The sequence below is a fragment of the Curtobacterium pusillum genome, assembly GCF_007673235.1.
Lineage (GTDB): Bacteria > Actinomycetota > Actinomycetes > Actinomycetales > Microbacteriaceae > Curtobacterium > Curtobacterium pusillum_C.
In genome coordinates this window covers 124,683-144,962 of record NZ_VDZH01000006.1, presented here as the reverse complement: position 1 = coordinate 144,962, position 20,280 = coordinate 124,683, and the positions used below count along the sequence as shown (strand labels likewise).

Annotated in this window: 19 protein-coding genes; 7 read left to right on the top strand and 12 right to left on the bottom strand. The window is 71.0% G+C overall.

From position 1 onward, the window contains the following. Window positions 1–39: 39 nt before the first annotated feature. Entirely contained in the window at window positions 40–1,083 is a 1,044-nt protein-coding gene (locus tag FS532_RS16550; RefSeq protein ID WP_222122010.1) for a LacI family DNA-binding transcriptional regulator, read from the bottom strand. A 58-nt stretch (window positions 1,084–1,141) separates the two neighbouring features. Here FS532_RS16550 and FS532_RS16545 point away from each other — a divergent pair, with 58 nt between their 5' ends. The 3 genes from FS532_RS16545 (at window position 1,142) to FS532_RS16535 (ending at window position 4,798) form a co-directional block, all read left to right on the top strand. Further along, window positions 1,142–2,254 carry a 5-methyltetrahydropteroyltriglutamate--homocysteine S-methyltransferase gene (locus FS532_RS16545; RefSeq protein ID WP_144756781.1) on the top strand — a complete coding sequence of 371 codons (1,113 nt, stop codon included), beginning with the start codon at window positions 1,142–1,144 and terminating at the stop codon, window positions 2,252–2,254. Window positions 2,255–3,409: 1,155 nt separating this feature from the next. Beyond that, window positions 3,410–3,628 (top strand): hypothetical protein, encoded by a 219-nt coding sequence (locus FS532_RS16540; RefSeq protein ID WP_144756779.1) that lies wholly within the window; start codon window positions 3,410–3,412, stop codon window positions 3,626–3,628. Between the two features lie 168 nt (window positions 3,629–3,796). Beyond that, on the top strand, window positions 3,797–4,798 hold the full coding sequence (locus tag FS532_RS16535) for an aldo/keto reductase (protein ID WP_144756777.1): 1,002 nt from the start codon (window positions 3,797–3,799) through the stop codon (window positions 4,796–4,798). 149 nt (window positions 4,799–4,947) lie between these two features. Here FS532_RS16535 and msrA read toward each other — a convergent pair whose 3' ends face one another. The 6 genes from msrA to aztB all read right to left on the bottom strand — a co-directional run bounded on the left by msrA (window position 4,948) and on the right by aztB (window position 10,605). After that, window positions 4,948–5,469, bottom strand: coding sequence for a peptide-methionine (S)-S-oxide reductase MsrA (msrA, locus tag FS532_RS16530; protein WP_144756776.1), 522 nt, complete (start codon window positions 5,467–5,469; stop codon window positions 4,948–4,950). 81 nt (window positions 5,470–5,550) lie between these two features. Further along, window positions 5,551–6,372, bottom strand: coding sequence for an aldo/keto reductase (locus tag FS532_RS16525; protein WP_144756774.1), 822 nt, complete (start codon window positions 6,370–6,372; stop codon window positions 5,551–5,553). Window positions 6,373–6,424: 52 nt separating this feature from the next. Further along, a complete protein-coding gene (locus tag FS532_RS16520; protein WP_260852781.1) occupies window positions 6,425–7,594 on the bottom strand; it encodes a hypothetical protein in 1,170 nt (389 codons plus the stop codon). Window positions 7,595–7,619: 25 nt separating this feature from the next. Continuing rightward, window positions 7,620–8,543, bottom strand: a complete 924-nt coding sequence (locus FS532_RS16515) for a metal ABC transporter substrate-binding protein (RefSeq protein WP_144756772.1) — start codon at window positions 8,541–8,543, stop codon at window positions 7,620–7,622. Further along, window positions 8,540–9,733, bottom strand: a complete 1,194-nt coding sequence (locus tag FS532_RS16510) for an ABC transporter (RefSeq protein WP_144756770.1) — start codon at window positions 9,731–9,733, stop codon at window positions 8,540–8,542. The genes FS532_RS16515 and FS532_RS16510 overlap by 4 nt, the downstream gene beginning before the upstream one ends. Next, entirely contained in the window at window positions 9,730–10,605 is an 876-nt protein-coding gene (gene aztB, locus FS532_RS16505; protein ID WP_144756768.1) for a zinc ABC transporter permease AztB, read from the bottom strand. The genes FS532_RS16510 and aztB overlap by 4 nt, the downstream gene beginning before the upstream one ends. A 50-nt stretch (window positions 10,606–10,655) precedes the next feature. Between aztB and FS532_RS16500 the strand changes: the two genes are divergently transcribed. After that, window positions 10,656–11,288, top strand: coding sequence for a metal ABC transporter ATP-binding protein (locus FS532_RS16500; protein ID WP_144756766.1), 633 nt, complete (start codon window positions 10,656–10,658; stop codon window positions 11,286–11,288). Here the strand turns inward: FS532_RS16500 and FS532_RS16495 are convergent. The 5 genes from FS532_RS16495 to FS532_RS16475 are packed head-to-tail and all read right to left on the bottom strand — an operon-like array spanning window position 11,285 to window position 16,840. Further along, window positions 11,285–12,523, bottom strand: a complete 1,239-nt coding sequence (locus FS532_RS16495; protein ID WP_144756764.1) for an MFS transporter — start codon at window positions 12,521–12,523, stop codon at window positions 11,285–11,287. The genes FS532_RS16500 and FS532_RS16495 overlap by 4 nt on opposite strands. Before the next feature lie 54 nt (window positions 12,524–12,577). Continuing rightward, window positions 12,578–13,624, bottom strand: a complete 1,047-nt coding sequence (locus FS532_RS16490) for a Gfo/Idh/MocA family protein (RefSeq protein ID WP_144756762.1) — start codon at window positions 13,622–13,624, stop codon at window positions 12,578–12,580. Then, window positions 13,621–14,649, bottom strand: a complete 1,029-nt coding sequence (locus FS532_RS16485; protein WP_144756760.1) for a Gfo/Idh/MocA family protein — start codon at window positions 14,647–14,649, stop codon at window positions 13,621–13,623. The genes FS532_RS16490 and FS532_RS16485 overlap by 4 nt, the downstream gene beginning before the upstream one ends. Further along, window positions 14,649–15,599: an ROK family protein gene (locus FS532_RS16480; RefSeq protein WP_144756758.1), complete on the bottom strand. Its 951-nt coding sequence runs from the start codon at window positions 15,597–15,599 to the stop codon at window positions 14,649–14,651. Before FS532_RS16480 ends, FS532_RS16485 begins: the two co-directional genes overlap by 1 nt. Further along, entirely contained in the window at window positions 15,599–16,840 is a 1,242-nt protein-coding gene (locus FS532_RS16475; protein WP_144756756.1) for an ROK family transcriptional regulator, read from the bottom strand. Before FS532_RS16475 ends, FS532_RS16480 begins: the two co-directional genes overlap by 1 nt. 137 nt (window positions 16,841–16,977) lie before the next feature. On the opposite strand from FS532_RS16475, the gene FS532_RS16470 reads away from it, so the two are divergent. From FS532_RS16470 to FS532_RS16460, 3 genes are read left to right on the top strand one after another with little or no spacing between them, the layout of a single operon-like run. Continuing rightward, a complete protein-coding gene (locus tag FS532_RS16470; RefSeq protein WP_144756754.1) occupies window positions 16,978–17,895 on the top strand; it encodes a carbohydrate ABC transporter permease in 918 nt (305 codons plus the stop codon). A gap of 9 nt (window positions 17,896–17,904) precedes the next feature. Beyond that, window positions 17,905–18,834: a carbohydrate ABC transporter permease gene (locus FS532_RS16465; protein ID WP_144756752.1), complete on the top strand. Its 930-nt coding sequence runs from the start codon at window positions 17,905–17,907 to the stop codon at window positions 18,832–18,834. Window positions 18,835–18,879: 45 nt separating this feature from the next. Continuing rightward, window positions 18,880–20,190: an ABC transporter substrate-binding protein gene (locus FS532_RS16460; protein WP_144756750.1), complete on the top strand. Its 1,311-nt coding sequence runs from the start codon at window positions 18,880–18,882 to the stop codon at window positions 20,188–20,190. The last annotated feature ends 90 nt before the right edge of the window (window positions 20,191–20,280 follow it).

Below are 20,280 nucleotides of genomic sequence, written 5' to 3'. Positions count from 1 at the left end.
GAATCGTCGGATGGCGTCAGCGGAGCCGACGATTTCCGCTCACTCGACTGCGGGGCCCGTCGAGTCGCGGACCTCGAGTCGGGTCGGAGTGGCGACGCGTCGGCGCTCGCCGCCGTCCCCGGTCGTCCTGTCGATGACCGCTGAGAGTGCCGCGTCGACGGTCGCCTCGACGTCCTGGTGCACCGACGTCAGCCGGTGGTAGCTCAGTGACGCGAGGTAGCTGTCGTCGAACCCGACCACTGAGACGTGTCCCGGTACCTCGACGCCCTGTTGCGCGAACACCGCGAGGAGCCCGGTCGCGCACAGGTCGCCGCAGCAGATGACCGCCGTCGGCAGGAGCCCGCGTGCGACCAGGGTCCGCGCGGCAGCGGCGCCGTCCTCTTCGCTGAACCCGCTCGGGACGACGTCGACCTCGTTGCCCAGCCCCGCGCCGCGCATCGCGGACCGGTAGGCCTCCGCGCGGTCACGGCCGACCAGTCCGTCCTCCCCGCCGACGTACGCGATGCGGCGGTGGCCCAGGGCGACGAGGTGCTCGACGGCGGTGCGGAGTCCACCGACCTCGTCCACGTGCACGTTGTCGGCGAAGGGCGCGTCGGTCCACTCCCCGAGCAGGACGACCGGGACCGAGCGGCTGGCCTCCTCGAGCGCCGTCGAGCCGGGGTCCGGGTTGAACACGACGAGCGCCTCGACCCGGTCGCCGAGCAGGTCCGCGACCACCTGGTCCGTCGATCGGTCCGGACCCGCGGCACCGAGCGCGACGCCGAACCCCTGCTCGGCAGCACGGGCGAAGAGCCGTTCGACGACCCGCACCTGGAACGGGTTGCGCATGCTGAACACCGCGCCGATCAACCGCGTGCGACCCTCGCGCAGGAGCCGTGCGGACGTGTGCGGGCGGTACCCGAGCGCAGCGGCCGCGGCGAGGATGCGCTCCCGGGACTCGGCGCTCGGACCGGGCGCACTGCGGAGCACCAGGGAGACCAGCTGCCGGGACATCCCGACGTGCTCGGCGACGTCGCGCATCGTCGGCAGGCGACCGGTCCCGTGGGGGCGGCGCTCCGGGTGGTCGTCGGTCGGCGTCGTCACGGGTTCAGTCTCCCACTCGCCTCCACGCCCAGTGGTTCCACATCGGTAGCATCGACGGATGCAGCAGCGCCCGCCGTTCCGAGCCGACGTCGTCGGCAGCTTCCTCCGCCCGACCCCCGTCAAGGAGGCCCGCACCGCCCTCGCCGACGGCCGCATCGACGCCGCAGCGCTCCGTGCCGTCGAGGACGACGCGATCCGCGCGCTCATGGACGCGCAACAGGCCGCGGGGCTGCACGTCGCGACCGACGGGGAGGCCCGACGTGCCTGGTGGCACCTCGACTTCTGGGGAGGCCTGGACGGTGTCGAGGTCGTCGAGCTCGACCACGGCATCGCGTTCCAGGGCGTCACCACCACGCCGAAGGGCATGCGGGTCACGGGGCCGGTGTCGTTCCCGGCCGACCACCCCTTCGTCGCCGACGCCGCGTTCGTCGTCGCCGAGGCCACCGCGCGCGGCCTCACCCCGAAGTTCACGATCCCCGCGCCGACCGTGTTCGACTTCCGGCTCGATGCGGACCAGATCCGCACGGACCACTACGACGGTCGCGACGCCATCACCGAGGACCTCGTGCAGGCCTACCGGGACGCGATCGCAGCCCTGTACGCCGCCGGGGTCCGGTACCTGCAGCTCGACGACACCGCCTGGGCGTACGCGTGCTCGGACGCCGAGATGGCGAAGGCCCGCGAGCGGGGCATCGAGACCGACGGCATCGCCGAACGGTTCTCGTCGATCATCCGGCGCGTGCTCGACGGTCGTCCGGAGGACCTCGTCGTCACCACGCACGTGTGCCGCGGCAACTTCCGGTCGACCTGGATCGCCTCGGGCGGGTACGAACCGGTCTCCGAGCAGCTCCTCGGCAACACCGGCTACGACGGGTTCTTCCTGGAGTACGACAGCGACCGCGCGGGCGGCTTCGAGCCCCTGCGGTTCCTGCCCGAGGGCGACCAGGTCGTCGTGCTCGGCCTCGTCACCTCGAAGACCGGCGAGCTCGAGGACCCGGCGGTCATCGAGCAGCGCATCCGGGACGCCGCCGAGTACGCGCCGCTCGGGCAGCTCGCGCTCAGCCCGCAGTGCGGGTTCGCCTCCACTGAGGAGGGCAACACCCTGTCCGAGGACGAGCAGTGGGCGAAGGTCCGCAGCGTCGTCGACGTCGCCGGACGCGTCTGGCGGTAGACGTCCATCAAATCGGACTGGAGGCGCGGTGCCGGTTGGCAGCGCGGCTCCAGTCCGTCTGTGCATCCTTCCCGAATGGTGTTTCGTGCCCCACGGTCAGATCCAGACCGCGGCGTACGCGGTGCAGGGGCGATGGGGAGAGGCCGCCGTCTCGGCGGTAGGTGCAATCGGCGGCGGATACGCCGCAAAGGGGCTTGCGCGGTTTGGCCGGGGGTCATTCGGTCGCACGTCAGATACAGTTTCCGGGCAGGACGTTCGGCGTCGAGATGCTGGGGGTCCCGCTCATATCGCCGGGTTCATTTCCGCGCGAACGCTGTTGGGAACACCGTCGGTGACGGCATATCGGCGTGGGGCGGCAATCGCCGATGGGTCAAGCGTTCGCGAACTCGCTGGTGATCACGAGAGGTAAGCGCATGAAAAGAGTCCCGGGTACTCGTCGCGGTCCGATCGTTATAGCCTCGTCGTACGTCCTGCTTCTTGGTGGGGCGACCGGCGTGAGCGTCGCGGTGACCGGTCTGGCTTGGGAGCAGACTGCCATCTTCGGACTCCTGCTCCTTTGGCTTGTCAGAGCTGCGACCGTCGGGGTATTCATAGGAACGCGCGATCTGAAGATCCGTGGCTGGTTCCGCACTGTCCGACTGCGGTCGGATTCCATAGAACGCGTGGAAATCCGCGGATATTCGGGCCTGATGAATCGGTTCACGGAAGGCGGCCTTGACCCGCTTCACCTCTTCGTTCGCATGTTCGTGATCATCATGAAAGACGGAAGAGAGCGAGAGTTTCCTAGCACTGCAATGTCTGCTCGCCAGTCCAGAAAGACGCTTGCGAGGATTGTCTCCTCTTTTCCGGGAATCCGGCGCGGCCCAAATGATGTCGCGCAGGGTTCGGCCCAAGGGAAGCATGCGGCGCCGCGGCCTGAATAGATGCGTCGCGATAACTGCAGCGGAAAACGACCTCCAAGTTCACACGTAGTCCAACGGTCAGAGGACAGAATTCTACCGCGGCGGCAATCGATTCCTCGGCAGCTACGCTCACCGAGCAGGTAGCGGAGTGCAAAGGGGGTTCGGCCGGCTTCCGCACTGCCATCGTCGTGGACCCGGCGGTATCGGCACAAGGCATAGCGTGTGCGCAAACTAAGCGCGGAACCATCTTCACGTGGATTACGATATTCGCGTGGGGCGGCAATCGCCGATGGGTCAAGCATTGGCGAACTCGCTGGTGATCGCAAGAGGTACGCACATCATGATGAATCAGGGTCATGCGAAGTCTCTCGACCACGAGGCTTGGTACGTGCACGAGGACGACGGTGATCGCGAACAGGGCCGCGAAATGATGCTGCGAGCGGCTCAACAAGCCGAGGCGGCACCGGCGTGACCAACCCAGCATGACGAACCTCGACGCACCGCGGACGCAGGATGCTCGTTCCTTCGGGATGTGGAGGGATGACTGCCTGACGGCTTGACTCAACCGGACCCGCGCCACGGCGGGGCGTCCGCACGGTAGCGTCGACGACGGCCTGTCCCCGACCCGGATCGAGCAACGATGCCTGACGTCCACCGCCCCGCCGACGACCGCTACGAGCGACTCCCGTACCAGCGCGTGGGGAGGAGCGGCCTGCTGCTGCCGCGCATCTCGCTCGGGCTGTGGAACAACTTCGGTGCCGACCGGGCCCTGACCACGCAGCGCGACATCGTCCTGCACGCGTTCGACCGCGGGATCACCCACTTCGACCTCGCGAACAACTACGGTCCGCCGCCCGGAGCCGCCGAGGAGCAGTTCGGGCGCATCCTCGAGTCGGACCTCCGCCCCTTCCGTGACGAGATCGTGGTGTCGACGAAGGCCGGCTACGACATGTGGCCCGGACCGTACGGCAACTGGGGCTCGCGCAAGTACATGCTCGCCTCGCTCGACCAGTCGCTCACTCGCCTCGGGCTGGACTACGTCGACGTGTTCTACTCGCACCGCCCCGACCCCGAGACCCCCATCGAGGAGACGATCAGCGCCCTCGTGACCGCGGTCCGCTCGGGCAAGGCGCTCTACGCCGGCATCTCGAACTACGACCCGGCGCAGACGGCCGCTGCCGCTGAGGCACTCGCCGCCGAGAACATCCACCTGCTCATCCACCAGCCGCGCTACAACATGTTCGACCGGGTCCCCGAGGACGGGCTCTTCGACGAGCTGCTCCGCCTCGGGACCGGCGCGATCGTGTTCTCGCCGCTGGCCGGCGGGCTGCTGACGGACCGGTACCTCGACGGCTCGGTGCCGGTCGGGTCGCGTGCGGCCGAGGGCCGCTGGTTCGGCGCGGACCGGATCGACGACGAGTACCTGACGACGGCGCGTGCGCTCAACGACATCGCCGCGGCGCGCGGGCAGACGCTCGCGCAGCTCGCGATCACGTGGGTGCTCCGGCAGGAGGCGGTCACGTCCGCGTTGGTCGGGGCCTCGAGCGTCCGCCAGCTGGACGGCACGCTCGACTCGCTCGCGGGTGCCCCGCTCACCGACGAGGAGCTCACGGCCATCGACGCGCTGGTGCCGCGCGGCTGAGCCGGGTGACGCGGTGGAGGTGACTCCGTGACGGACTGGAGGCGCGGTGCCAGCTGGCACCGTCCCTCCCGTCACGGCCGGCGCCCCGCTGGCGCGGCGCGTCGGTACCGGCGGTTGGGGCCCACCTCCAGTCCGCTACTGGGTCACCATCAGACCGCTGCGGTCGCCTCGTCGCGGTGCGGGAGCTTCCACCCCGGGCGCACGAAGTGGCAGGTGTACCCGGCGGGGTACTTCTCGAGGTAGTCCTGGTGCTCCTCCTCGGCCTCCCAGAAGTCGCCCGCGGGCTCGACCTCGGTGACGACCTTGCCCGGCCAGATGCCCGAGGCGTCGACGTCCGCGATGGTGTCGCGCGCGACCTGCTCCTGCTCGGGCGTCGTGAAGAAGATCGCCGAACGGTAGCTGCGGCCGACGTCGTTGCCCTGCCGGTCCTTCGTCGACGGGTCGTGGATCTGGAAGAAGAACTCCAGCAGGTCCCGGTACGAGATCACGGACGGGTCGAAGACGATCTCGACGGCCTCGGCGTGGTCACCGTGGTTGCGGTACGTGGCGTTCGGGGTGTCGCCGCCCGAGTAGCCGACGCGGGTGCTGATGACGCCGGGACGGCGACGGAGGAGCTGCTGCGCTCCCCAGAAGCACCCGCCGGCGAGGATGGCGGTTTCGGTGGTGGTCATGCTGGCCTCCTTGGGGTCGTGCCGCTGGCTGTGGCACCACGGGGTGCAACCGGCGACGGGGGTGTCGTGTTCCCGGTGTTGTCAGTCGGTGGTGTCCTGCAGTGCGTCGAGTGCTGCGACGTCCTCGGCGGACAGCACGAAGTCGACGTTCGCGTTCTCGGCGATCCGCGACGGCGTCGTGGACTTCGGCAGGGGCAGGACGTCCTGCTCGAGCAGGTACCGGATGGCGACCTGTGCGACGCTCTTGTCGTACTTCGCCGCGATGTCGCGGATCTCGGCGTTCTCGAGCAGCCCACCCGTGGCGAGCGGCGAGTAGCCCTCGGTGAGGATGTCGTGCTCGCGGTCGAAGGCGGTCGTGGCGTCCTGCGTGTTGCCGATGAACCAGCGGATCTGGTTGGCGTGCGGGACGACGTCGGTGCGGCCGAGCAGGTCCTCGAGGTCCGCGACCTCGAAGTTCGAGACGCCGATCGAGCGCGTCCGACCGGCGTCGTAGAGCTCCTCGAAGACCTTCCAGACCTCGACGTTGCCGTCGCGGTGGTCCGATCCGATGTCGCCCCACGGCCAGGGGGCGTGGATGAGGTACAGGTCGATCTCGCCGAGGTCGAGGTTCGTGCTCGAGGTCTCGAAGGCCTCGCGTGCGCCGGCGGCGGTCTTGACCTCGGCGGGGAGCTTCGTGGTGATGAAGACCTCGTCGCGCGGGACGCCGCTGTCACGGACGGCCTGGCCGACGCTCGCCTCGTTGCCGTACGCGAGCGCGGTGTCGATGTGGCGGTAGCCGAGGTCGAGGGCGGTCTTCGTGGCGTCGTAGGCGTCGTCGCCGGACGGGATCTGCCACGTGCCGAAGCCGATCTTGGGGATGTGCAGACCGTTGGACAGGGTGAACGTGTCGGTGAGAGCGGGCATGGACCGGACAGTACGCCGCGCGGCTGCGGCGCACTGTCCGGATGTCGGGGTACTACGCGACGGCGATCTCGTTCGGGACGCCTGGCAGCTCGTCGCTCGAGGCGATGACCTTCCCGGTGGTCAGGTCGACGGCGTGGATCTTCTGGTCGGCGGTGTCGGTGACGTAGGCGACGTCCCCCGCGACCTTCAGGGCGGGGTGGGCGTCCTGCCACTCGGTCGGGCCGTCCCACGCATCGATCACGGGGAACGAGTCGAGCTGTTCGCCGGTGGTCTCGTCGAAGGTGTGCAGGGAGCCGTCGGAGCCGAGGACGACGGCCTCGTCACCGGGGCCGCGGGCGAGGTCGCGGAAGGTGAAGCCGACGCCGTCCGGCATGTCGGCGACGGTGTACTCGCCGGCTTCGGCGTCGATGAGGGCGATCTGGTGGAGCAGGTAGCCCTCGCTGTCCTCGTCGTCGTTGTAGTCCCCGACGGCGACGGGGGACGTCTCCGTCGTGAAGAGGTTGCCGGTGCGGCCGTACTCGGTCGGGGCGTCGATCTTCTCGAACGCGCCGTCCTGGTAGACCAGGGCGCCGTCGGTGCAGCCGAAGACGGCGACCTCGCCCTCGACCGCGCCTTCGCCGTGCACGTTCGGGCACTCCTCGGAACGGGCGAGTTCCGCGCCGTCGGCATCGAGGGCACGGACGCCGGAGCGGCTCTCCTCGGTGCCGATCGTGGTGAGGAGCGTGCCGTCCTCGAGCTCGATGGCGACGCCGTGGTGCGCCGCCTCGGACTTCGTCGTCGTGGTCTCGGGCAGCTCGTCGCCGTCGAGGTCCGTGTTGTCGAACGTGGTGACGTCGCCGGTTCCGTCGGCGAAGAGGGCGGTCCGGTCGCCGTGCACGACCGCGTGCCCACCGGTGTCGGCCGGGAAGACCGCGTCGGTCAGTGCGGGGTCCGCGGCGGTGTCGAGCACGCGGAAGCCCTCCGGGACGGTCACGAGCACGTGGCGCCCGTCGCCGGCGGGGTTCACGCGGGTGAAGCCGTCGATCGGGTCGTCGGACACGACCCGCAGGTCCTCGTCGAGGACGAGCAGGCCGCCGTCGTAGGTCAGGGTGATGCGCGTGCCGTCGGCGGACGGGGTGCTCGTCCGGGTCGCTTCGGCGTCGGCGGGGCTCGTCGAGCACCCGGCCAGGGCCATCGCGACGGCGCCGACGAGTCCCACGGGCAGGATCTTCTTCATGTGCATGTCCAAACTGTATTGATTCTCATTCTCAATTGGAAGTCGACAGGCCGTCGACGATCGCATCCATGTTGGACCGCATCATCCCGAGGTACGTCGAGGCGGGCCCCTCCGCGGTCAGGGACTCGGTCGCGAGGGGGCGGATCGCGACGTGCACGTCGACCTCCTCGGCGAGCACCTCGGCGAGCCGAGCAGGTTGCGACGCGTCCGCGAAGATCGTGGGCACGCCGGCTTCCTCGATCGCCGCGGCGAGGTCCCGGAGGTCCGCCGCACTCGGTGAGGCCAGGGTCGTCCCGCTCGGGATGACCGCGCCCACGACCCGGAAGCCGAACCGTTCAGCGAGGTACCCGAACACGTGGTGGTTGGTGACGAGGGCACGGCGGTCCTCGGGCAGCGTCGCGAACGCCGTCGTCATCGCATCGTCGAGCTTCCCGAGCCGCTCACGGTAGGCGGTGGCGCCCGGCGTCCCGATGCCGGCGTCGTCGAGTTCGTCGCCGAGCGCGTCCACCACGTCGAGCATCCGCGCCGGGTCGGTCCAGAAGTGCGGGTCCGGGCCGCTGTCGTCCTCGGTGCTCCACTCCAGTACGTCGATGGCGTCGCCGGCAGTGAACACCGGGACGCCGTCGTCGGCGGCCGCCGCGACGTGGCGGACGACGCCCTCTTCGAGCCCGAGGCCGTTCTCGACGACGAGGTCGGCGCTCCGCAGCCGGGCGGCCTCCTTGGCGGACACCTCGAACGAGTGCGGATCGGCGCCGGCGGGCATCAGGACCATCACCTCGGCGGCGTCCCCGACGACCTCGGTGACCACGTCCCCCAGGATGTTCGTCGTCACGGCGACGAGCGGGCGGTCGGCCGTGCTCGGTGCGCAGGCGGACAGCCCCGCGGCGGACACTGCGGCGACGAGCACGACGCCGAGGGCCCGAGCGGTGCGGGAGGCCGGCGTTGCCCGGGTCACAGTCCGACCTCCGCGAAGGCCGCCGGCGCCACCGGGAGCTCGATCGTGCGCGACACCCGGGCGTCGTCCGCGAAGTCGATCTCGTGCACGACGCCGTCCTGCGGGTCCGCCAGGTAGGCGCGCTGCGCATCGAGCTGCAGGAGCGGTCCGGCTGCACCGTCGACGAGCGCGTCGGTCGTCGCCACGGCACCGGTCGTCATCGTGTGCACGACCACCCGACCCTGGTCGTCGATGCCGACCACGTGCTCGTCGGCGTCGTCCACCGCGACGACCGCGCGGAGCGGCCGGTCGGTCGGGACGTGACGCCAGGCTCCCTCGCGGCTGTCCAGCAGCCAGAAGCCGGTGTCCCCGGCCAGCCCGGCGACGGTCGGGCGCCCGGCGCGCGCGGCGAACGCGGTGGCGCGTGGGACCGCGTCCGCGGCGGTGTCGGGCAGCGGGACGGTGCGTGCCGTGCCCTCGTCGTCGACGATCACCACGCCGTCCGCGCAACCCACGACCGCGCCGGCCCGGGTGACGATGCCACCGGCAGGGTCCTGGCACGGCTGCTCGGCGCGGACGTCCTCCCCGTCCGCGGACAGCACTCGGACCCTGTCGTCGGATGCTGCGACGAGGCGCTCCGCGGTGGGGAGGAGGACGGTCGCGTCGAGTCGGGCGGTGACGTCGAGCTCGCCCTGCCCGAGCGCCGACCGGTCGAGGAGGACCGCCTCCCCGCGGTCCGGCCAGGTCACGGCGGTCAGGGTCTCGGAGGAGTGCACCTCGACGCGCCCGCCGCCGTCGAGGGTCCCGACGACACGGGGCTCGGCCGCGTAGTAGTGGGTGTGGTCGCCGTGGTCGACGGTCCAGGCGCCGCCGTCCACGACCGTCGTCCGGTCGTCGTCGCTCGTCAGCAGGAAGCGACCGTCGGTCGCGCTGTGCTCCGGGGCGTCGACCGTGTCGAGGTCGGTGCTGTCCGCCGTGAGGAGGTCGTGCAGGGTCGTCTCGCCGGTCGCGGAGACCGCGAGGAGGCGCAGCTGCGGCTCCTGGGACTCGGTCGCGCCAGCCACGTAGCCGTGCGGACGAGCGGTGTCGGTCGGGTCATCGGCTGCGGGGCGCGGCTCGGACGAGCACGCCGCGGCCGTGAGTGCGATGCCGGTGGCCAGGGCAAGGGCGGTCAGGGTGCGCGCGGGTGCGCGGCTGGTGGTCGGGTTCATGCTCCCTCTCGAGGTGGTGCTGCGGATGGCGGTGTGGTCGGCCGTCCGGCGGCCGCGGACGTGGGGACGGCAGCGGCGACGGCGCGCGACAGTGCGACCGAGACGACCGCGACGACGGCGATGCTCGCGCCGGCCGCGGTTCCCGCGTGCCAGGAGACGAGGAGTCCGACGAGGACGGCGGCGCAGCCGAAGCCGGTACCGAGCGCCATGGTCGAGACGACGTGTCGTGTCCAGACCCGGGCCGCCGCCGCGGGGGCGAGCAGGAGGCCGACCACGAGGAGCGTGCCGACCGCCCGGTAGGACGCCACGACCGCGAGCGTGACGAGCGCGATCAGGACGACCTCGGCCAGGCGTGGTCGGAGGCCGAGCGTCGCGGCCTTCCGCACGTCGAACGCCGCGGCCGTGAACGCGCGGTGGAACGCGGCGGCGAGAGCGAGCGCGACGAACACGGCGGCGCCGAGGCCGGCCAGGTCCGCGCGGGTGACGGCCAGCACGTCCCCGAAGAGGATCGCCGTCACGTCGGTGGCGAACGACCGGGAGCCGGAAACGATGATGACGCCGAGGGCGAGCATGCCGACGAACAGCAGCCCGATCGAGGTGTCGTACGACAGTCGCGCCCGGCGGCGGAGTGCTCCCACGCCGAACACCATCACGCCGGCGCTGATCGCGGCGCCGATCACCGCCGGGATCCCGGTCAGGGTGGCGACCGCGACGCCGGGGAGCATGCCGTGCGAGAGCGCCTCGCCGAGGAACGCCATCCCGCGCACCACCACCCACGTGCCGACGACGGCGCAGAGGACCGCCGCGAGCCCGCCGCCGATGAGGGCGCGGAGCATGAAGTCGACGGAGAAGGGGTCGGTCAGCCAGGTCACGGTCCGAGACGCTACATGAAAATGACTATCGATACTGATAGTGTCCTCAGGTGCTCCCCGCTCCGACCGCACCCGCCCTCGACGTCGTCGGACTCGTCGTCCGACGCGGCGACCGGACCGTGCTCGACGACCTTGATGCGTCGTTCCCGTCGGGGGCGGTGACCGCGGTGACCGGACCCAACGGGTCTGGCAAGTCGACGCTGCTCGACGTGCTCGCCGGTGCGGTGGAGCCGACTGGCGGACGGGTGTCGCGCCTCCAGGCCGACCGCGGTCTCGCCTACGTGACCCAGTCCGTCCCGCCGACCGCGCTCCCGCTCACCGTCCGGGCGACCGTCTCGATGGGGCGGTGGCCGCACCGCCGGTGGTGGCGACCGCTCGGCCGCGGGGACCGGAGGGTCGTCGACGCGCAACTCGAGCGGATGGCGATCGCGGACCTGGCGGACCGCCCCTTCGACGAACTCTCCGGCGGTCAGCGGCAGCGCACGCTCGTGGCGCTCGGGCTCGCCCAGCGTGCCGGGGTGCTGCTCGTCGACGAACCGACGGCGGGGGTCGACGCTGGATCGGCTGCGCTCGTGGTGTCGGCGCTCGCCGACGAGGCCGCCGCCGGCGCGGTCGTCGTGCACGCCGCGCACGACCGGGAGGCCATCGCCGCCGCCGACCGGGTCCTCGCGCTCGGGGCCTAGGGGCAGACGACCGCGACGGAACCCGTCGGCGTGGTCTCGGGGACCGCAGCGGGGGCCGCAGACGTCGGCACGGCGTTCGACCGCCGCAGCCCCATCGAGACGAGCACCACCGCGCCGACCACGGCGACCGCGCCCGCGAGCCAGAAGTCCGCGGCGAGCCCGAACGACGACACCGCGACCCCACCGAGCACCGAACCGGCCGCGATCGCGAGCTGGATCGTCGTCACGAAGAGCGCGAGGCCGGTCTCGGACCCGGCCGGCGACGCCGTCGACATCCAGGTCTGCATCCCGAGCGGCAGCGCACCCCAGACGAGTCCCCAGACCACGAGCAGGACGAAGACGCCGACGACCGAGTTCGCCAGCAACGGGAGGAGCACGACCGACGCGGCGAGGACGACCTTCGCGACGCCGATGGTCCCGAGCACGGTGCGGCCGAGCGTGAACCCGGCGGTGAAGTTGCCGACGATGCCCGCGATGCCGAACACCAGCAGGGCGAGCGTGACCGTGTCCGGGCCGACGCCGACCAGGTCCTGCAGGTAGGGCGCCACGTAGGTGTACGCGGCGAACTGCGCGGTGAACAGGAACGCGGCGGCGATGAGTCCGACCCGTGCCCGGGGAACGCGGAGCAGCGACCCGAGGGTGCCGAACCGGACCCGCTGGAGCGCCGGGATCCGCGGCAGCATCGCGAGCTGCAGCACCAGGGCGACGAGGCCGAGCACGCCGCCGATCACGAACGCCAGCCGCCAGGTCGCCAGCGACGACACGAGGGCACCGAGCGGCAGGCTCACCACGGTCGCGACGGAGACGCCGGCGGTGATGAGCGAGGTGGCGCGGATGGTGGCCTCGGGGCGGACGAGTCGCCCGGCGATCCCGGCGCCGATCGCCCAGAAGCCGCCGATGCCGACGCCGAGCAGCATGCGGGCGACGAGCAGCACCGCGAAGTTCGGCGCGATCGCAGCCAGCCCGTCGGCGACCACGAGCAGGATCGTCAGGGACACGAGCACCACGCGACGGTCGAGACGGGAGGTCAGGACCGTGACGACCGGGGCCGCGACGGCACCGACGAGCCCGGTCGCGACGACCATGAGCCCCGCGGTGCCGATGCCGACGTCGAGGTCGCGGGCGATCGCGGGGAGGAGCCCGATCGGGAGGAACTCGGACAGGACGAGGACGAACGATCCGAGTGCGACGGACACGACGCTGAGCCACCCACGGCGCGCTGCTGACGAGGTCATGCGGACGTCAAGCAGGCACCGGGGTGGTCCATTCCCTGGTGACGGAACGTGCCGTCAGGCGTCGACCGGAGTGTGCTCCCCGACGACGGCGACGGTCTTCCCGCTCGCGACGGACTCCTGCGCCGCGAGCACGATCGACAGCGTCCGGAGCCCCACGTGCACGTCCGGCTGCGGCTGCTCGCCCGTACGGACGGCGTCGAGGAAGGTGCGGAGCATCGCTTCGTCGAGGTCGGCGCCGTACCGGGACTCGATCGGCAGTCCGGTCTCGGCGGCGAGCCCGCGCGCGGCCGGCCCGAAGAAGTCCAGCGACACGGTGCCGCCCGTCCCGGCGACGTCGAGCGTCAGGCCGCCCCACACCGGCGACGTGTCGGGCTTGCTCCACGAGCAGTCGATGCCCGCGACGACGCCGTTCTCGTAGGTGATCGTCACGAGGCCGGCGGTCTCCGCGCTGGCCCGGCCGGCGTGCAGGGTCCGGTTCGCGACCGCCGTGACCGACACGGGAGCCGACCCCATCAGGCCCTCGAGCAGGTCCGCGATGTGCACGACGTGGTCGACGAGCGCGCCGCCGCCGGAGAGCTCGGGCTCGGTGAACCAGGAGCGCGTGAGCGGGAGCATGCCGTTGTTCGCCCCGCGGACCGAGAAGAGCTGCCCGAGGGCGCCGGACTCGTGTGCGGCACGGAGCTTCCCGAACGCCGAGGCGAAGCGGACCGGGAACGCCACCATGAGCATGACGCCAGCGGCCTCGACGGCGTCGCGCATCGCGATGCCGTCCTCCCACGTGGTGGCGAGGGGCTTCTCGCAGAGGACGTGCGCGCCGGCTGCGGCAGCGGCCTCGACGAGCTCACGGTGCCGGGCGTTCTCGCTCGTCACGACGACGGCGTCGGGGCCCCAGGCGAGCAGTTCGTCGTACGACTCCACGTAGTCGACCCCGAGGGCAGCGGCCAGGTCGGCGCCGCGGAGCTCCACGATCGACGACCCGGTGCTGACGCCGCCCGGGTCGGAGCCGCGGACCTCGACGCCCGGCATCGCGGCCAGGGCGGCGAGGTACCCGATGGCGTGCGTGTGGGCGAAGGACATCACGGCGATCTTGAGGTCGGTCATGCGAGCACCTCCGTGGTGGTCGGGGCGAGGTCGACGGGCTGACCGGTCTCGAGCGACTCGAGCGCCGCGTTCGCGATCCGGACGGCTGCGACACCGTCCTCGGCGGTCACCCGCGGTACGGTCCCGCCGGCGAACGCCGCGACGAACTCCTGCAGCTCCGTGCCGTACGGGTCGTCGGCGGGGTCGACCTGCGGCAGGAAGCCGTCCAGCGCCTCCGGTGCCGCGAGGTCGGCGACGTAGTCCTGCTCTGCGCGCGACGAGTGCGAGAGGCTGCCAAGCGTCCCGGTGACCGAGTACTCGGTGGAGAACCCGAGGTGCTGTGGCCCCCAGATGCCCGCGACGTGGCTGATCGCCCCGGACGCGTGGGTGAGCAGGACGTGCGCCGCCTCGACCGGTTCGGCGTCGGTGCCGCCGCGCACGCTGACGGCGGAGACCCGGACGACCTCGCCGGCGACCCAGCGGGCGATGTCGATGTCGTGGATCATCTGGTCCATCACGATGCCGCCGGACAGCGCGCGGTCCGCGAACCACGGCGTGCGCGTCGGGAACGCCCCGGAGCGCACGAACCGCAGGACCGCCAGCTCGCCCAGGAGGCCCGTGGTGACGGCCTCCTTGAGGCGCACGTACGCGGGGAAGAAGCGCACCACGTGGGCCGGGTACAGCTGTCGGCCGGCGGCCCGAGCACGCTCCGCCAGGTCCGCGGCGTCGGCGTCGGTCCGGGCGAGCGGCTTCTCCGACACGACGTCCTTGCCGGCCGCGAGCGCGGCACGGACGACCTCGGCGTGCGCGAACGTCGGGGTGACGACGTCCACCAGGTCGACAGCTGCGAGCAGTTCGTCGAGCGAGTCGACGACGGTGATCGAGGTCCCCGCGGCCGAGGCGGCGGAGGCGAACGCCGCGGCGAGTTCCGGGGCGCCGTCCTGCGCGTACACGACGACGGAGCCGAGCCGCAGCAGGCCGGGCATGTGGGCGTAGGCGATGCCGCCGGCGCCGACGAGGCCGATCCGGGGGGAGGTGTCGGACATCAGGGTTCCTTCACGGGTGGGTGGTGGACGGGGGAGTTGACGAGGAGGGCGGCACCGGCGAGTCCGGCACCCGCACCGACGAGCGACTGCTCGATCGCCGGCACGGACCGCCACTGCAGGCGTTCGGCGACGGCCGTGCGCAGCGGACCGAGGAGCCGCTCGCCGGCCTCGCCGAGCCCGCCGCCGATGACGATCGCGTCCGGGTCGAGGACGGCGGTGAGCATGACGACCCCGGTGGCGAGGGCGTCGACGGCGTCGTGCCACACGCGGTCGGCGACGGGGTCGGTGCCGACGAGTTCGGTGACCTCGCGGGTGTTCGCGGCGAGGGAGCCGCCGGCCTCCCGGTAGCGACGCAGCACGTTGCCGGCGGAGGCGTACACCTCGACGCAGCCGTGCTGGCCGCACGTGCAGAGCTCGCCGCCGGGGACGACGGGCACGTGCCCGAACTCGCCCGCGCCGCCCGTGGCACCGTGCACGATCGCGCCGCCGGTGACGATCGTCGCCGCGATGCCCGTGCCGATCGGGATGAAGACGAACTCGTCGACCGACCGTCCCGCGGCACCGCGGGCCGCCCGTTCGGCGCGTGCGGCAGCACGCGCGTCGTGGTCGAGCGCGACGGGCACGCCGAACCGGTCGGCCAGGAGGTCCGCGACGGGGACGTCCGACCACCCGAGGTTCACGGCCAGGGCCACCCCCCCGCGCTCGGCGTCGACGAGTCCGGGGGAGCAGAGCCCGATGCCGGAGAGCGACCGGCCCGAGGCGGTGGCGCTCGCCGCGAGCTGGTCCACCAGGGCGGTGACGGCGGCGAGGGCGACCCCGCCGGGCAGTCCCGGGTCGGTCGCACCGACGGGGAAGGTCGGGACGGTGGCCCGGTCGAGGACGGTGCCGTCCGCGTCGAACAGCGCGCCCTTGACGGTGGTGCCGCCGATGTCCACCGCGACGACGGCCATCAGGCGCTCCGCACCGTGCGGTCGTCGGACGCCGTGGCCCGGCGGACGAGTTCGTCGACCCGGGTCGGGGCGAGGACCTCGTCGAGCGCGAGCACCACGCCGCCGTGCACACCGGCGTCGCGGGGCGCCCGGCTGGCCCGGACGTCGAGGTCGTCGGCCACGAGGGGCAGGCACATCCGGTACAGCTCGCTCCGGATCGCGGCCACGAGCGGTGGCGACGCCGACATGGCGCCGGCGAGCACGACCTCGCGCGGGTTGAAGAAGTTCGCGATCCCGGCGAGGACCCGGCCGATCAGGGCCCCGGCGGTGCGGAGTTCCTCGACGACGTCGGCGTCGCCCTGGGCCCCGAGCCGGAGCAGGTCCGCGGTGGTGGAGACGTCGTGTCCGGCGGCGCGGAGCCGGGCGATGATCGCACCGGCCGACGCCACGGACTCCAGGCAGTTCGGCACGCCGCAGGTGCACCCGATGACGGACGTGCCGTCCACCGAGGTGTGCGAGACCTCACCCGCCGCGCCGCCGACACCGCGGTGGAGCCGTCCGCCGGCGATGACGCCACCGCCGATGCGGGTGCCGAGCTTCACCGCGACGAGGTTCGACCGCTCCGGTGGTTCGGTGTCGGACCGTTCGGCGAGGGCGATGAGGTTGGCGTCGTTCTCGACGAGCACGGGGGCATCGGTGTGCGACGCGAACAGGGAGCCGAGCGCGACGTCGTGCCAGGTCGGTTCGAAGCTCGGGGTGACGATGCGCCCGCTCGGGTACGCGATCGGAGCCGGGACGCCGATGGCGGCGCCCTGGAAGTCGTCCATGGCCAGCCCGCACTCCGCGGCGAGGGTCTCGAAGCGCCGCCACAGCTCGGCGACGGCGCCGGCCGGTCCGTCGTCGCGGGGGAGCGGCGCCGAGGCGCGGGTGTCGTCCGAGTCGGCGAGCGTCCGGCCGGCGAGGTCGCTCAGCACGACGCGGGTGTGGTTCGCCCCGAGGTCGGCCGCGGCGACGAACCCCGCGGTGCCGTCGAGTTCGAGCCGTCGGGCCCGGCGTCCACCGCGCGACCCCTCGGCACCGACCTCGTGCACCAGCCCGAGGTCGACGAGCGCGTCGACGCGCAGCCCGACGGTGGACGGCGCGAGACCGGTGGTGCGGGCGAGCACCGACCGCGAGGACGATCCGCCGCCGCGGATCAGGCGCAGGACGTCCCCGACGGACCCGGGGACGGGCTCGGCGTCCTGGTAGAGGCGGTGGTTCATGGCGTCATGCTAACCCGCTCTTGCATCGATGGTCGAACGAAGTCTGCCGAGAAATGACTATTTACTTTTCGTCATCGACGAGTAATCTTCCGGAAACACATGATTCCTAGCGTTCAACGAAGAACGAAGGAGGCACCATGCCGAGTGCTGTGGCAGCACCACCCCGCTCGTCACTCGAGCGCAAGGAGGGGCGAGCGGGCTACGCCCTGATCGCCCCGACGAGCATCCTGCTGGCGTTGTTCTACCTGTACCCACTGGTCCAGACCGTCGGGTACTCGTTCACGAACTGGAACCCCGCGACCGGCGCGGCCGGGGACTTCGTCGGGCTCGCCAACTTCGCCGGGCTCCTGCAGGACGACGAGTTCCTGCAGGCCGCCGGCAACACCGCGCTCTACGTGGTGATCGTCGTCCCCGTGACGATGGTCCTCGGGCTCTTCTTCGCCGCGCTCCTCGCCCAGCCGTTCCGCGGACGCGGGGTCTACCGCGCCCTGCTCTTCGTGCCGTACATCGCCCCGATCGTCGGCAGCGCGCTCATCTTCAGCTTCATCCTGTCGCCCCTCGGCGGCCTGGTGAACGGCGTGATCACCTCGCTCGGCGGCCCGCCGATCGGCTTCCTCAACTCGGAACCCTGGGCGCTCGTGAGCGTGATGGTGTTCTCGGTCTGGCAGGGCGTCGGCTACGCGATGATCATCTACTCCGCCGCCCTCACGAACATCCCGGCCAGCTACATGGAGGCTGCGACGCTCGACGGTGCGGGACCGATCCGCCGCTTCTTCACGATCTCGCTGCCGCTGGTCGCCCCCACCACGGGGTTCCTCGCGGTGACCGGCGTGATCAGTGCGCTGCAGGTGTTCACCCAGGTCTACGTCCTCACCCAGGGCGGCCCGCTCGGGTCGACCGAGACGATCCTCTACTACATCTACCAGCAGGGCTTCGTCTTCTTCCACGGCGGCTCCGCGAGCGCTGCGGCCGTCGTCCTCCTCCTCGTCGGCATCATCGTCGCCGTCATCCAGCTGCGGTTCATCAACCGTCGCGACCCGATCGAGCTCACCTAGGAGACCGACGTGACCCACTTCGAAGCCGACGCGCCCTTCGCGGGCGCACCACGGGCCTCCAGGCAGCTCGCCACCGGAACGGTGGCCGTGCCCCGTCGGAAGCGGCCGTTCCGCGCCCGCTGGCGGAAGACCAGTCCGGCGGTCCTCCGCCACGTGATCCTCATCGTCGCGGTCGTGCTGTTCTTCGGCCCGTTCCTCTGGATGGTGCTGACGAGCTTCAAGTCCTCCGCCGAGGCGCTCGCCTTCCCGCCGAGCTTCCTGCCGCGCGAGTGGCGGTTCGACAACTACACGAAGGTGTTCGACGTCGCCCCGTTCGGCATCTACTACCTCAACTCGACCATCGTCGCGGTGCTCACCACGGCCGGGCAGATCATCACCAGCCTCGCGGCGGGCTTCGCGTTCTCCCGCCTGCACTTCCCGGGCAAGAACGTCGTGTTCGTCATCCTGCTCGCCGCACTGCTCGTGCCGTTCGAGGTCGTCTTCACGCCGCTCGTCAGCCTGCTCTCGTCGCTCGGCTGGCTCGACAGCTACCAGGGCCTCATCGTCCCGAACATCCCGTCGATCCTCGGGGTGTTCCTGTTCCGGCAGTTCTTCACCTCGTTCCCGGCGGAGATCGAGGACGCGAGCCGGGTCGACGGCGCCGGCGTCTGGCGGCGGATGTGGTCGGTCGTGGCACCGATGGCGACGCCGATGATCGGGTCGTTCGCGGTCCTGTCGTTCGTCTACAACTGGAACAACTTCTTCTTCCAGTTCCTGGTCGCCACGAAGACCGAGTTCTTCACGGTCTCGGTCGGCCTCACACAGCTGCAGTCCGCGAACGCCGCCGAGAGCTTCAACCTGCTCATGGCTGGCTCGACCCTGGCGATCCTGCCGGTCTTCATCGTGTTCCTGATCTTCCAGAAGCAGATCGTGTCGGCCATGGCCGGCGGTCTGCGCTGAGAAACCGACGCTCCACCTTCACCCCAGGTCCGGAAAGGACAACCCATGCGATCACGAATGCTCGGCGTGGCAGCACTCGCCATCGGCGTCGCCGTCACCCTGTCGGCCTGTTCCGGCGGTTCGGTCACCGGGAACAGCGGTGACTCCGGCGGCAAGACCCAGATCACCGTCTGGCACAACTACACGGGCGACCAGGCCACCGAGGCCAAGAAGCTCATCCAGGAGTACAACGACTCCCAGGACAAGATCGAGGTCACCGCCCAGTACGCGGCCCAGAGCGACCAGTTCGACGCGAAGCTCATCAACGCGCTGAAGAACGACACCGGACCGAACATGGTGCTCGGCGACAGCACGCCGCAGAAGATCGGCCAGGTCGTCGAGACCGGCAAGGTCGTCCCGCTCGACGACTACCTGTCCGACTCCGACTCGTCGATCACCACGAAGAGCTTCACCGAGGGCATGCTCGCCACCGGCAAGTTCGAGGGCAAGACGTACACGCTCCCCACGGACATCGGCGACTACGCCGTCGTCTACAACAAGCAGATGTTCAAGGAGGCCGGGATCACCGACACTCCGACCACCTGGGCGGAACTGCAGGCGGACGCGAAGAAACTCACCAAGGGCACCACGCAGTACGGCATGTACCTGCCGATCGGGACCGGTGAGTGGCCCGTGTTCACCTACCAGTCGATGCTCTGGAGCGCCGGCGGGGAGTTCATGAACGAGGACAACACCAAGGTCGAGTTCAACAGCGACGCCGGCGTGAAGGCCCTGAAGTCCTGGACCGACATGCTCGAGGACGGCAGCGCCTACCCGCAGTCGCTCATGACGTCGACGTCGAACGGTGGCACGCCCGCGCTCACCGCGAAGAAGGCGGCGATGGCGATCACCGGTGCGTACGACCTCGGCACGCTCGACGAGGCACTCGGCAAGGAGAACGTCGGCGTCTTCGCCCTGCCCGGCATCGAGCAGAACGCGGCGAACCTCGGCACGAACAACTCGTACCTGCTCGACGGCTCGAAGGCCGAGAAGGACGCGTCGTGGGACTTCATGCAGTGGTGGCTGAGCCCCGAGGTCGAGGCCAAGTGGGACATCGCGACCGGGTTGCTGCCCGCGAACACGGCGACGAACGACGACGCCACCTGGAAGAAGCACCTCGCGGACAACCCGCGGATCAAGGCGTTCGCGGACGAGCTCGCCTACGCGAAGTCGCGGCCGTCGATCGTCGCCTACGGCGAGGTCAGCGAGGCGCTGTCGAAGGAGCTCGAGAAGGCGATGCTCCTGAAGGAGAGCCCGGAGGACGCGCTCGCCAACGCCGAGAAGAAGGCGCAGGCGGTCCTGGACGCGGCTGACTGAGTCGGCTGCGGTCGCGTGACGCGACCGTCAACGGACTGGAGGCGCGGTGCCGGCTGGCACCGCGCCTCCAGTCGTCCGTGTGGTCGCGTC